Source organism: Arthrobacter oryzae (genome assembly GCF_030718995.1).
GTDB lineage: Bacteria > Actinomycetota > Actinomycetes > Actinomycetales > Micrococcaceae > Arthrobacter > Arthrobacter oryzae_C.
Map to the genome: position 1 here is coordinate 3,908,160 of NZ_CP132204.1, position 12,601 is coordinate 3,920,760.

10 protein-coding genes and 2 pseudogenes are annotated in these 12,601 nt (G+C 66.1%); 9 read left to right on the top strand and 3 right to left on the bottom strand.

Features of this window, described 5'->3' with window-relative positions; translation table 11 throughout:
- The first annotated feature begins 363 nt into the window (after window positions 1–363).
- Complete coding sequence (locus Q8Z05_RS17915) at window positions 364–1,332, top strand: IS481 family transposase (RefSeq protein WP_305940915.1); 969 nt, start codon at window positions 364–366, stop codon at window positions 1,330–1,332.
- Between the two features lie 854 nt (window positions 1,333–2,186).
- Here Q8Z05_RS17915 and Q8Z05_RS17920 read toward each other — a convergent pair.
- Window positions 2,187–2,519 (bottom strand): annotated as a pseudogene (locus Q8Z05_RS17920) (3-hydroxyacyl-CoA dehydrogenase family protein); the annotation flags it as partial.
- Here Q8Z05_RS17920 and Q8Z05_RS17925 point away from each other — a divergent pair.
- Both Q8Z05_RS17925 and Q8Z05_RS17930 read left to right on the top strand, forming a co-directional pair.
- A pseudogene (locus Q8Z05_RS17925) lies at window positions 2,516–3,019 on the top strand (3-oxoadipyl-CoA thiolase); the annotation flags it as partial. The pseudogenes Q8Z05_RS17920 and Q8Z05_RS17925 overlap by 4 nt on opposite strands.
- Before the next feature lie 601 nt (window positions 3,020–3,620).
- Window positions 3,621–5,789, top strand: a complete 2,169-nt coding sequence (locus Q8Z05_RS17930; RefSeq protein WP_305940916.1) for a bifunctional polysaccharide deacetylase/glycosyltransferase family 2 protein — start codon at window positions 3,621–3,623, stop codon at window positions 5,787–5,789.
- Window positions 5,790–5,903: 114 nt separating this feature from the next.
- On the opposite strand, the gene Q8Z05_RS17935 is transcribed toward Q8Z05_RS17930, so the two are convergent.
- Together Q8Z05_RS17935 and Q8Z05_RS17940 are read right to left on the bottom strand one after the other, a co-directional pair.
- A complete protein-coding gene (locus tag Q8Z05_RS17935) occupies window positions 5,904–6,254 on the bottom strand; it encodes an ArsR/SmtB family transcription factor (RefSeq protein ID WP_305940917.1) in 351 nt (116 codons plus the stop codon).
- 59 nt (window positions 6,255–6,313) lie between these two features.
- Complete coding sequence (locus tag Q8Z05_RS17940) at window positions 6,314–7,051, bottom strand: aquaporin (protein ID WP_305940918.1); 738 nt, start codon at window positions 7,049–7,051, stop codon at window positions 6,314–6,316.
- Window positions 7,052–7,096: 45 nt separating this feature from the next.
- Here Q8Z05_RS17940 and Q8Z05_RS17945 point away from each other — a divergent pair, with 45 nt between their 5' ends.
- The 6 genes from Q8Z05_RS17945 to Q8Z05_RS17970 all read left to right on the top strand — a co-directional run bounded on the left by Q8Z05_RS17945 (window position 7,097) and on the right by Q8Z05_RS17970 (window position 12,555).
- Window positions 7,097–7,771 (top strand): metalloregulator ArsR/SmtB family transcription factor, encoded by a 675-nt coding sequence (locus Q8Z05_RS17945; RefSeq protein WP_305940919.1) that lies wholly within the window; start codon window positions 7,097–7,099, stop codon window positions 7,769–7,771.
- Window positions 7,772–7,921: 150 nt separating this feature from the next.
- A complete protein-coding gene (locus Q8Z05_RS17950; protein WP_305940920.1) occupies window positions 7,922–8,344 on the top strand; it encodes an arsenate reductase ArsC in 423 nt (140 codons plus the stop codon).
- 24 nt (window positions 8,345–8,368) lie between these two features.
- Entirely contained in the window at window positions 8,369–9,358 is a 990-nt protein-coding gene (trxB, locus tag Q8Z05_RS17955; RefSeq protein WP_305940921.1) for a thioredoxin-disulfide reductase, read from the top strand.
- 33 nt (window positions 9,359–9,391) lie between these two features.
- On the top strand, window positions 9,392–10,768 hold the full coding sequence (locus Q8Z05_RS17960; protein WP_305940922.1) for an FAD-dependent oxidoreductase: 1,377 nt from the start codon (window positions 9,392–9,394) through the stop codon (window positions 10,766–10,768).
- 46 nt (window positions 10,769–10,814) lie between these two features.
- A complete protein-coding gene (locus Q8Z05_RS17965) occupies window positions 10,815–11,249 on the top strand; it encodes an arsenate-mycothiol transferase ArsC (protein ID WP_305940923.1) in 435 nt (144 codons plus the stop codon).
- A gap of 67 nt (window positions 11,250–11,316) precedes the next feature.
- Complete coding sequence (locus Q8Z05_RS17970; RefSeq protein WP_305940924.1) at window positions 11,317–12,555, top strand: MFS transporter; 1,239 nt, start codon at window positions 11,317–11,319, stop codon at window positions 12,553–12,555.
- The last annotated feature ends 46 nt before the right edge of the window (window positions 12,556–12,601 follow it).

A 12,601-nucleotide genomic window follows, 5' to 3' on the forward strand; every position in this document is an offset into this window, starting at 1 on the left:
ACCTTGACCGGGCCGAAAACTGACCATCTGGCGTGTGGGACTAGTTGGTGCCAGGAATTGGTCGCTCAGAGCGATAGCGACCTTTAACAGGCACCTGACCGGACAGCTCCTCCTGCAGTGTCGGTGAGCAGGGGCACGCGTCGGCCGGTGAGTCCAGTCAGGGTTGGGGCCAAATGCCAGCCCGTTGCTCTGCCCAAGCGGAAAGCCACCCTGACCGGGCAATATTGAGTGCGAGCTTACAACAGCGCACTAGGTGTATTGACCACGGACGTTAGTTACATGCGGCGTGGTTTGGTGACATGAAGAAGACCTCCGGGTGGAGTGGGGCTTGTCTAGAGTCCAATTCCACGCACGGAGGTCTTCATGTCCCACCCTAACGCTCTTCTGACCCCTCGTGGCCGGCTGCAGCTCGCACAATGTGTCGTTGACCAATGCTGGAGTCTGCGCCGTGCCGCTGAACGCTTCCAGGTCTCAGTGCCAACGGCGGCTCGTTGGGCGCAGCGCTACCGCGAGCACGGCCCGGAGGCAATGAATGACCGTTCCAGCCGCCCGCATTCCTCGCCCCGGCGGACAGCAACGCGGACGGAGCGGCGGATCATCGCCGTGCGCGTGAACCGCCGGTGGGGGCCGGCAAGGATCGGTTATCTGCTGGGAATCCACCCCTCCACGGTGCACCGCGTCCTGTCCCGCTACCGGCTGGCGAAACTGGCCTGGCTTGATCGTGGCACCGGAAGAGTGATCCGCCGCTACGAACACGAGAAGCCCGGGGACCTGGTCCATGTCGATATCAAGAAACTTGGTCGGATCCCGGACGGCGGCGGACACCGCGCCCTCGGCAGGGCCACCGGACGCCGGAACAAGGCCCGGACTCCATCCAACCGCCGGCCCGGCTACCACTACCTCCACAATGCCGTCGATGACTATTCACGCCTTGCATACACCGAGATCCTCACCGACGAGACAAAGGAAACCGCAGCAGCCTTCTGGCACCGCGCCAACGCCTGGTTCCAAGCCCAAGGGATCACGGTCCAGCGCGTCCTGACCGACAACGGAAACTGCTATCGGTCCCGCGCCTTCGCCCAAGCCCTGGGCCCGGACATCAAGCACAAACGCACCCGCCCCTATCGCCCGCAAACCAACGGCAAGGTCGAACGGTTCAACCGCACGATGCTGGAGGAATGGGCCTACGCCCGCCCCTACCGCTCCGAGGCCGAGCGTGTTGCCGCCTTCCCCGACTGGCTCCATGCTTACAATCACCACCGAGCCCACACTGCCCTTAAGGGTCAGACACCGGCCAGCCGCGTCACTAACCTCTCAGGTCAATACAACTAGGCCGCCGGTTGTCCGGCTCCGGAGGGCTAAATGACAAAACGAGAAATTTTCGGATCTATGTTGGGCCTGATAGTCACCATCGGCGTGACCGTACTGGTCATGTCCTTTATGTTCCCTCCGGGCCATCCAAATTTCGGCGTAATGGTTGGAACGATCGTGACTGTGTTCGTGCTCCTCGACGTTGCCCGAAACCTTTGGATTCACAGAATGCGCCGAAGTAACAGCGAATGACCTAGCTCAGATGCTCGGCACTGCTTCTGTGCGGTCCCGCATCGGCTCACTCGTAGACCGAACCCTGAGCGGCCCGAAAAGATGATCGGCCCGCCATATCGGCCGAAAAGTCCGTTCGCCATGGGAACCAGTTGTCTTGGGATAAATGCATTGGAATGCGGGCAGCCAGGAGCTCGTTTCAGGATGGGCTGTTTTTGGGACATGACCGTGGTTTACGCTCTGGTCATGGCAAGCGGAACTGGGGGCACTGTCCTGTAGCGGAAGGGAGCGAAAATGGCCAAGCGTCGAATGCACGGTATCTGGGTTTTGTACTTGTTGCCACCCTTCGCTTTCGCCGCCTTTCTCGTTTGGCTTATGAGGGACGTCTGGCACTGGTTCTGACGGGCCTCAGGGAAACTTTGACCCTCAAGTCCCTTACAACGGACTGTCCCTGCACCCGCATCATCCGCAATTACCGCAGTGCGCATCCGCTGAGACTAGCCGCCAGCGTCCCGGGTGCTCCTGGTACAAACAGCGACCAGCTCCTGTTGCTTCCCACCGCAGTAACGCCATTCAACACGCGTGAACGTAAGTGGCGGCCAGCGGTGTCGCTGGCCGCCACTGACTTACTCGGCCGAGGCAGTTCAGGAATAGTCGTAGAAACCTTTGCCGGACTTGCGTCCCAGCTCGCCGCGCGCCACCAGGTCGCGGAGGATGCGGGGCGGGGCGAACCGCTCACCTAGCGTTTCATGCAGGTATTCGGCGATGCCAAGGCGCACGTCCAGCCCCACGATGTCCGTGGTGCGCAGCGGTCCGGATGCGTGCCGGTAGCCAAGTTCCATCGCGGCGTCGATATCCTGTGCGCTGGCCACACCTTCTTCCAGCATTCGCATGGCCTCCAGTGCAATGGCGACGCCCAGGCGAGAACTGGCGAAGCCCGGGGCGTCATTGACCACGATGGGCGTCTTGCCCAAAGACGGTGTTCCGCACCGAGAACGGCACGGTCACGGCCGGGAACGCGTCCCCGCTCTCTGATGGGGCGTCCGCGGCGTGGATCGGTTCGGAGAACGCCGCGGGGATCCTGGGGATGGAGCCGCTGGCGCGGATCGCGGGCCGGGGTGCGCACGCGAACGATCCGCAGTATTTCGGGTACGCCCCGGTGGAGGCTGCGAACAAGGCCCTCGCGAAGGCGGGCATCAGCTGGGAGCAGGTGGGCGCCGTCGAACTTAACGAAGCGTTCGCCGCGCAGTCCCTGGCGTGCATCAACGCCTGGGGGATCGACCATGAGATTGTGAACCGGCACGGCGGTGCGATCGCGATGGGCCACCCCCTGGGCGCGTCCGGCGGCCGGATCCTGGGCACCCTGGCCCGGTCCCTGCAGGCCTCCGGTGAGCGCTGGGGCGTCGCCGCGATCTGCATCGGCGTCGGCCAGGGCCTCGCCGTCGTCCTCGAAAACATGACCGTTGCCCGCAGCTGAGTCCTGGAGCGCGGGCAGCGGTACCGGAAGATGCCGCAGCCCCGTTCGCCTTCATGGTCATGCTTTTGGGATACGGATGGCGGATCATCTAAGGTTGATGCCCGATGCTAGCTCTTGATGAAACGCCCGATCAGCCGACGCCCGCGCCTCCGCGTGGGCCGGTCTTTGTAGACGGATCGGGCCGGCGCCTGCGGCTGGTGAAGCTTGTCGGCCTCGGGTCGGTGGGGCTTGTGGCCGGATATGTCGTTCTCCTGCTGGTTGCATTCATCGGGGGGCCCAATGTCGCCGCCCCGTACCTCCCTCTGCCTCCGGCCCCGGCGGCTCCTGCGGCCGGTGACGTTCCTTCATCCCCTTCGGCGCCGGCGCCAAACGATTCAGCGCCCCCGGCTGGCGAGGCCGTGCCTGCGCCAGCCGCCTTCCAGGCACCGGTGACCGAACCTTCGGCCGTTCCGGTGGCGCCACCGGCCGGTGGCACGGACGTTCAGCAGACGCCCCCCTCTGATCCTGATACGGCTCCGGCGCCGCCCCCCGAGTCCACCTCGCCAGGCAAGAGCGGGACGGCTCCGGGTCAGACCACGCGGCCATCTGCCCCGTCGCAGCCGTGAGTGCACGTCGCCCGGCTAAAACCGCAGTTCCCGTCAGTGTAAGGGCCCACTGGTTCGTCCTCATCGCCGTCCTGTTTGCGCTGGGAATTGCCCTCGCAGTGCAGGGATACATGCACCACCTTGCCGGGATCGGCGACGACTCCGTGCCGGCGAGTGCGTCTGCGGGAAGCGTGCCGGATGCCGTCTCGAGCGGCGGCCCCGTAGTAGACGCCCGGGGCGGGGAAGTCCGCACCGCGAGTCCTCCGGACCATACGCTCGCGCTCACGTTCGACGACGGCCCGGACCCTGTCTGGACCCCTCAGATCCTCGATGTCCTCCGAAAGCATCAGGTTCACGCGACCTTCTTTGTGGTCGGCTCCGCGGCCATCGACAACCCCGAGCTCGTGCGCCGCATCATCGCCGAAGGCCACGAGATCGGCGTGCACACGCTCACCCACACTGATCTCGGCACTGCCCCGTCCTGGCGACGCGAACTCGAAGTCCAGGGTGCTCAGGAGGCGATCACCGGGATCACCGGACAAGCCACCTCGCTGCTGCGCCCACCGTACAGCTCCGGGAACGAAGCGATCAACGACAGCACCTGGTCCGCCATGCGAACGTCTTCGGACGAGGGGTACATCACGGTGTTGAGCACCGTCGACAGCCAGGACTGGCGGCGGCCGGGAGTTGAAACGATCGAGCGGAATCTCGCCCTGTCCGGTCCGCAGGGGCAGGTGCTCCTCATGCACGACGGCGGCAGCGACAGGGAGCAGACGGTCGCCGCGCTCGATTCCGCCTTGTCGCGGTTCGCCGGCCAGGGCAACCGTGTGACAACTGTCGGCGACGCAATCGGGATTGACAGCATGCGGGACGCTTCCACCGCGGAACAGATGACCGGAACCGCGTTCGTGCGGGGCATCCAGCTCAGCGATTTCGTCGTCACGGCTATCTCGTGGGGGCTGGTTGCGGCCGGCATCGTGACGCTAGTCCGTGCAGTCCTGGTAGTCGGCTTCGCGGCGCGCCACAGCCGGGCTGCGCGCCGTGTCCAGTCGGTGAGCCGCGGCCGGCGGCGCGTGGACGTGCCCGTGAGGCCGGAGATCACCGAGCCCGTCACCGTGATCGTCCCTGCCTACAACGAGGCCGTCGGCATTGAAGCCGCGGTCCGTTCCATCGTTGCCTCGACCCACCCCGTGGAGATCATCGTGGTCGACGACGGTTCAACCGACGGGACTGCAGGCATCGTTGAAGCGCTCGGCTTGCCCGGCGTCACAGTGATCCGCAAGGAGAACGGAGGGAAGCCGTCGGCCCTTAATGCCGGTCTTGACGCTGCCAGCCACGACCTTGTGGTGATGGTCGACGGCGACACCGTCTTCGAGCCGGATACGGTCCATTCACTGATCCAGCCGTTCGCCGACCCGCGGGTCGGGGCAATTTCGGGTAACACCAAGGTGGCCAACCGCGGCGGCATCCTCGGTGCCTGGCAGCACATCGAGTACGTCGTCGGCTTCAATCTGGACCGCCGATTGTTCGACGTCGCGGAGTGCATGCCTACCGTCCCCGGGGCCATTGGTGCTTTCCGCCGGGACGCCCTGCTGCGGGTCGGCGGAGTTAGCGACGACACGCTCGCCGAAGACACGGATCTCACCATGGCCCTGTGCCGCGACGGCTGGCGCGTCGTCTACCAGGACGACGCGCGGGCGTGGACCGAGGCCCCCGCCACCCTTGGCGCCTTGTGGCGCCAGCGGTACCGGTGGTGCTACGGCACGTTGCAGGCAATGTGGAAGCACCGCGGCGCGGTGGTGCAGCGGGGAGCCGCCGGCAAGCTCGGCCGGCGCGGACTTGGCTACCTCCTCGTTCTCCAGGTGCTGCTGCCCCTGTTTGCCCCTATCGTCGACGTGTTTGCGGTCTACGGGCTGATCTTCCTCGATCCACTCCGGATCGCGGCGCTCTGGTTCGTCTTCCTGGTGGTCCAATTACTCATGGCCGGCTACGCGTTCCGGCTCGACAGGGAACGGCTCGGGCCGCTCTGGACGCTTCCGCTTCAGCAGTTCGTCTACCGGCAGTTGATGTATCTCGTGGTCATCCAGTCCGTGGTCACGGCGTTGGCGGGTGTACACCTTCGCTGGCACCGCATGGAGAGGTATGGCAGCCTGCGGGTCCCGCCAGCTACTGAACGCCAGGCGTAGGAGGGGCTGCGCTGGCATGGCCGGTGGCGGTCCCCTGACGGTAGATCCGCCGGACGGCCGGCCAGTCGCCGTCGTGCATGGAACGGATGGTGATACTGGGTGGGACCGGTGCGGTCACAGGGTGGCCAAAAGTCCGGCCGTCTGCTCCAGGGCTCCGGGAACCAGGGAGTAGTAGGCCCACGTGCCGCGCTTCTCGCGGTGCAGCAGCCCGGCTTCCACCAGGATCTTCAGGTGGTGGGAGACCGTGGGCTGGCCAAGGTCCAGCGGCCCGGTCAGGTCGCACACGCAGGATTCACCGGAGGCGTCCGCCTTGACGATGGAGAGCAGGCGCAGCCGGTTCGGATCGGCCAGAGCCTTGAAGACCAGGGCTTTCTGCTTTGCCTCCTCTGCGCCCAGGGCAGGCGTACCTGCCGGGGCGCAGCAGGTTTCATCCGTGACCGGCTCGAGTACGGGCAGCGAGTTCATGTACCTATTATGCCCCGACATTGATAATCATCAATGTATGGACGTCCCGCAAAACTACGTTAGCCGGCCGCCGCGGAACTGTGCGGGAGCACGACGTCGTCCGCGGCGCGGGCTGCGGCGGGGAACAGGACGAGGAGAAGGCCGAGGCCGATTGCCCCGCCGATCAGTTGCGCCACGACGAAGCCTGGCACGGAAGGAGGGGCGATGCCGGCGAACGTGTCACTGAAGACGCGGCCGACCGTTACGGCCGGGTTCGCGAACGACGTTGAGGAGGTGAACCAGTATGCGGCCCCGATGTAGGCGCCCACAGCCGGCGCGGCAAGGACGCCCCGCTTGGTGGCGGCGAGGGCGAAGATGAGAAGAATGAGCCCCGCAGTCGCGACAACCTCAGCGAGCAGATGGCCCGGGGTGGCGCGCTCTTTGGTGGAGATGGAGGTCCCCACCTCAAACATCGCGTTCGCGAGCACGCTGCCACTTATTGCCCCTGCGGTCTGGGCTGCCACATAGGTGGCGAGTTCCGGCAAGGTCAATCCGGAGCGGCTGCGCCGGCCCAGGATCCAGTCGGCGAGGGAGACCACGGGGTTGAAGTGCGCACCGCTCACCGGTCCGAGCATCAGGATCAGCACGGTCAGGCCCAGCACCGTAGCAGTGCTGTTCTGCAGCAGCTGCAGGCCAACATCGCCGGGGGAGAGCTGCTGGGCGGCGATGCCGGAGCCGACGACGATGGTCACGAGCAGGCAGGTGCCCAGCAGTTCGGCAGCGGCGCGGCGCCACAGGGGCGGCTGGTTTGAAGTCATGCAAACAGCTTGACCGAAAGAATAAACTCAGTCAAAATTGAATCAATGAAAATTGAGGCAACTGGGGAGTTTAGGATTCGGGTCGCTAGGCACGCGGCCCTTGCCGATCCTGCGCGACTGCGCATCGTGGACCTGCTGACCTTGGGGGACTTCTCCCCGACGGAGCTCCAGGCCGAGCTGGGGATGTCATCCAATTTGCTGTCGCATCATTTGCGCACCCTTGAAGACGCCGGACTGGCCGTGCGCCGCCGCTCCGAGGCCGACCGGCGCCGCAGCTATTTCCGTCTCGCAGCCGGCGCGCTGGAGGGACTGGTGCCAGGCGGCGGGCAAGATGCCCGTCGTGTGCTGTTCGTCTGCACTCGGAATAGCGCCCGGTCCCAGCTTGCCGCCGCACTCTGGCAGCAGGCCAGCCATGTTCCGTCCATGTCGGCCGGCACTCACCCGGCGGACCGGGTCGCCCAGGGTGCCATCGACGTGGCCCGCCGCCACGGCATGGACCTCGAAGGCTGCCTTCCGCGCACGCTGGACCAGGTGGCGGAGGGCGGGGACTTTGTGGTGACCGTCTGCGACAATGCGCATGAGGAGCTGCCAGGCCTTGCCGGCGCCCACTGGTCAGTGCCGGATCCGGTTCGCCTGGGCACGGAGGAAGCCTTCGAGGCGGCCTTCGCGGACATAGCGCGGCGCGTCCAGGACCTGGCGCCCCGTGTGCTCACCGCATAATCGCCGCCTCATCGCCGCCCGCGCAATCGGGTGGCGATTGCCTGCGTCCGTGACATATTGACAATCATCAATCTATTACCAATACTCATTACATCGATCATCATCAATGTTCCATCGAGCGATGCCGAAACTGATTCCAGGAGAAACACTGTGAGCACCGAAACCGCCAAGAAGCCGTCCGTCCTCTTTGTCTGCATCCACAACGCGGGCCGCTCACAGATGGCCGCAGCCTTCCTCACTACCCTGTCCAACGGTGAAATCGAGGTCCGCTCCGCCGGTTCCCAGCCCGCCGAAAAAATCAACCCGGCAGCAGTCGAAGCCATGGCCGAGCTCGGCATCGACATGTCCGCCGAGATCCCGAAGGTCCTCACCACGGAAGCTGTCAAGGAATCCGACGTAGTAATCACCATGGGCTGCGGCGATGAATGCCCGTACTTCCCCGGCAAGCGCTACGAGGACTGGGTCCTGGAGGATCCAGCCGGTAAGGGCGTTGACTCCGTCCGCCCGATCCGCGACGAAATCAAGACCCGCATCCAGGGCCTGATCGAATCCCTCATCCCCGCCGCCAAGTAACCGTCCCGGACCAAGGAGCCTTTTGTGAGCACCCCCGCGAGCACCGAACAGCTGATCATCATCGGGTCCGGCCCCGCCGGCTACACCGCAGCCATCTACGCCGCCAGGGCGGGACTGAAGCCCCTGGTCCTGGCCGGATCGGTCACCGCCGGCGGTGCCCTGATGAACACCACCGAGGTGGAAAACTTCCCCGGGTTCCCCGGCGGTATCCAGGGCCCTGAGCTCATGGACGGGCTGCAGCAGCAGGCTGAGCGCTTCGGCGCCAAGGTGGTGTTCGACGACGTCACTGAAGTGACATTGGCCGGGCACCTCAAACGCGTGGTCACCGGCGCCGGCGACACCCACGAGGCGCCCGCCGTCATCCTCGCCACCGGATCCGCCTACAAGGAGCTGGGGCTGCCTGAAGAGAAGCAGTTCAGCGGCCACGGCGTCTCCTGGTGCGCCACCTGCGACGGGTTCTTCTTCCGCGACCAGGACATCGTCGTCGTCGGCGGCGGGGACTCCGCGATGGAGGAAGCGACGTTCCTGACCCGCTTCGCCCGGACTGTTACGGTGGTGGTCCGCAAGGGCGAACTGCGCGCCTCCCGCATCATGGCCCAGCGAGCCAAGGACAATCCCAAGATCAGCTTCGCGTGGAACTCCGCCGTCACCAGGATCCACGGCGATGGCAAAGTCACCGGCGTGACCCTGACGGACACACGGACCGGCGAAACCCGCGAGCAGGCCGCAACCGGCATCTTCGTGGCCATCGGACACCTGCCGCGCACGGAACTTGTGGAAGGCCAGGTTGACCTCGACGCCGAGGGCTACATCAAGGTGGACGCTCCCACCACGGTCACCAACCTTTCCGGCGTCTTCGCCTGCGGTGACGCCGTGGACCACCGCTACCGCCAGGCCATCACGGCTGCGGGCACCGGGTGCGCAGCAGCCCTCGATGCTGAGCGCTACCTGGCCGCCCTGGACGATGCGGACAGCATCGCCACGGCTTTGGTGGAAGAACCCACCCACGCCTAGAGGCCGCCGCACCTACTGAAGAAAGAGGACCTGATGGATTCGACGACGAACCTTCCCATTGCAGTGATCGGCGCCGGCCCGGTGGGCCTGGCCACCGCGGCGCACCTTTTGGAGCGCGGCCTGGAACCGCTGGTCTTCGAATCCGGGCCCTCCGCCGGCGCGGCCATCGAACAGTGGCGCCATATCCGGCTGTTCTCGCCATGGCGGTACAACATCGACGCCGCCGCCGTCCGCCTGCTCGAAGCCGCCGGCTGGGAATCTCCCCGGCTTACGGCGCTGCCCTATGGCGGGGAACTGATCGACAATTACCTGGCCCCGCTGGCCGCACTGCCAGCCATCAGCTCACGGCTGGAGACCGGTGCAAAGGTCATCGCTGTGACACGGTCCGGCATGGACAAGACCCGCACCCGTCACCGCGAAACCACCCCGTTCCTCGTCCGGGTGGAACACCAGGACGGCGAAATCCGCGACCATGCCGTGGCAGGTGTCATCGATGCCTCCGGCACCTGGTCCACCCGCAACCCGCTCGGCACCTCGGGCCTGCCTGCCATCGGCGAAGACACGGCTGCGGACAGGGTGTCCTCGCCGCTGCCCGATGTCACGGGACGTGACCGGGCCTCGTTCGCCGGCCGCCGCGTCCTGGTGGTCGGAGCCGGTCACTCCGCAGCCAACACCCTGATCAGCCTCGCCGACCTTGCCAAGGAAGAACCGGACACCCGGATCCTGTGGGCCGTGCGCGGGCCGTCCGCCGAGAAGGTCTACGGCGGCGGTGACGCGGACGGACTGCCTGCCCGCGGACAGCTCGGCAGCCGCCTCCGCCGGCTCGTCGGGGCAGGGACCATTGAACTGCACACCGGCTTCGGCATTGCTTCCCTCAAGGCCCTGGAGTCGGGCGTAACCGTTGGAGCTGTCGACGGCCGCACGCTGGAGGCCGACGTCGTGGTTCCCTGCACTGGCTTCCGCCCGGACCTGGACATCCTGCGCGAACTCCGGCTCGATCTGGACCCTGCCGTCGAAGCGCCCCGGGAGCTGGGACCGCTGATCGACCCCGAATTCCACTCCTGCGGCACCGTTGCGCCCCACGGCGCCAAGCTCCTTGCCCACCCGGAGCAGGACTTCTACATCGTCGGCATGAAGTCCTACGGCCGGGCGCCGACCTTCCTGCTGGCCACCGGCTACGAACAGGTCCGATCAGTGGTGGCGGCCCTCGCCGGGGAGCGCGAAGCAGCGGACACGGTTCACCTGGAGCTTCCGGAAACCGGGGTCTGTTCGTCCGACGCCGGAACCAGCTGCGACGTGCCGGCCCCGGCCTCCGCAGGAACGGCGGATGCAGGCTGCTGTTCCGCCCCCGAACCGGTACTGGTCGGCTTCCCCACAGGGCTTTCCCACGGACGTTCCGGCAGCAACTGAACCACCCCTTGACCGCATCCCTGCTCCCAAAGGAAACGACTAGTTTATGACCCAGGAAACCACCCGTCCGGGGGAGGCCCCGGCCGTCCTCTTCGTCTGCAGCAAGAATGGCGGCAAATCCCAACTCGCCGCCGGTCTCATGAACCAGCTCGCAGGCGGGGCGGTGACCGTCTACTCCGCGGGCACCAAACCGGGCAAGGCCCTCAATCCCCAGGCCGTTGAGTCCCTGGCCGAACTCGGCGTCGACATCACGGGCGAGCACCCGAAACCTGTGACCGACGCGGTCCTGGACGCCGTGGACGTCGTCGTCGTGCTGGGCACCGAAGCAAAGGTCGAGCCGCGCGATGGCACCCGGTTCGAGGTGTGGGAAACGGATGAGCCCTCCGAACGCGGCATCGAAGGCATGGAGCGCATGCGCCTGGTCCGGGATGACATCAAAGCCCGGGTCCAGAAGCTGTACGCGGAGCTGACCGGGAAGTAGCCGTGCCCGCGCCCGCGGTAACCCGGACACTGCTCGCAGAGGGTGCACCGCGGGGCGGCCTTCAGCGTTGTGCGTTACCCAGGCCACCGGCTGGGGCATCCTTTACTACGCGCTGCCCGCCGCGGTCCGGCCGATCAGCGAGGACACCGGCTGGGACCCGGCCCTCATCACCGGAGCCTTCTCCGCGGGGCTGCTTCTCTCGGCAGCTGCGGGCGTACCAGTGGGACGTGCACTGGACAGGGTAGGGCCGCGAACCGTCCTGACCCTCATCGCAGGATTCACCTCCACGATCTTCGCCCCGCTCACTGCCGTCCTGAGCAACGGGATCGGCTGGCGGGCCGCTTTCCTGGTCCTCGCCGGACTCCTGGGAGTCATTACGGTGCCGCTGCACGCCCGCTACCTCAACCGGTCCTGGACCTCCGCCCAGCACGGGGTAAACCCCGCAGTTGTCAGGCACCGGGTCCGCGACATCCGCCGCAGCCCTGAATTCATCGGGCTTCAGGGCCTCATGGTCCTGCTCTGCCTCGGCCTCTACACCGTGACGTTGAACATCATCCCGCTGCTGATGGAAAAAGGCGCCGGCTACGCAACGGCTGCCTTCGGGCTCGGTCTTATCGGCGCAGGCCAGGTTGGCGGGCGGTTGATCTTCTCTGCCATTCCCTCCGGGGCGCGGCTGCCGGTCATTACGGTCACCGCCACCGTTGCCATCCTCGTGCTCGCCCTCTTTCCGGGACCGGTGTCCCTGCTGATCGCGGCAGGCATGCTCGCCGGTGCCGTCCGGGGCTGTCAAACCCGGCTGCAGGCCACGGTCGTTGCTGATCGGTGGGGAACCGCCGGCCTTGGTACCCTTCAAGGCGCGTTCGCTGCACCGCTCACAGCCGCTACTGCCCTCGCCCCGGCCGCCGGACCGGCCATGGCAGCCTGGCTGGGCAGCTACACGAACATGGCCTACGCCATGGGAGCCGCCACCGGAACCGCGGCTGCCGTCACCCTCGCCGTTCGCTCGACAAAAGCCACCCACCGCCTTCGGGGGGTCGTGGAATGGGCGCCAGGGTGGCAGACTGCGGCCATGGATATCGAGCAATGGTGGGCGCAGCTGAAGCCGTCCACGAGGGCGTGGCTGATTGATAACAACGGCGACGCGGTTCCGGCGGAGATCGTCGCCGAGATCACGGACGCCGGAGGAAGCGTTGAGGCCGATGCCTGGTGGGTTGGCGAAAGCGGTCCCTCAGGTTTCTACTTCTCGGACGAAGCCATCGACTGGATCGAAGCGGTCGGAAACGGCGAAACGCCCGAACCCCGCTGACTGCTGGCACCACGAACTATGCGCCGCCCGCCAGGGATCAGGTTTC

Excerpts from the sequence above, each read along its gene's own strand:
- Q8Z05_RS17915 (WP_305940915.1), top strand. The coding sequence starts at position 364 with ATGTCCCACCCTAACGCTCTTCTGACCCCTCGTGGCCGGCTGCAGCTC.
- Q8Z05_RS17935 (WP_305940917.1), bottom strand. The coding sequence starts at position 6,254 with ATGAACTCGCTGCCCGTACTCGAGCCGGTCACGGATGAAACCTGCTGC.
- Q8Z05_RS17940 (WP_305940918.1), bottom strand. The coding sequence starts at position 7,051 with ATGACTTCAAACCAGCCGCCCCTGTGGCGCCGCGCCGCTGCCGAACTG.
- Q8Z05_RS17945 (WP_305940919.1), top strand. The coding sequence starts at position 7,097 with ATGAAAATTGAGGCAACTGGGGAGTTTAGGATTCGGGTCGCTAGGCAC.
- Q8Z05_RS17960 (WP_305940922.1), top strand. The coding sequence starts at position 9,392 with ATGGATTCGACGACGAACCTTCCCATTGCAGTGATCGGCGCCGGCCCG.
- Q8Z05_RS17965 (WP_305940923.1), top strand. The coding sequence starts at position 10,815 with ATGACCCAGGAAACCACCCGTCCGGGGGAGGCCCCGGCCGTCCTCTTC.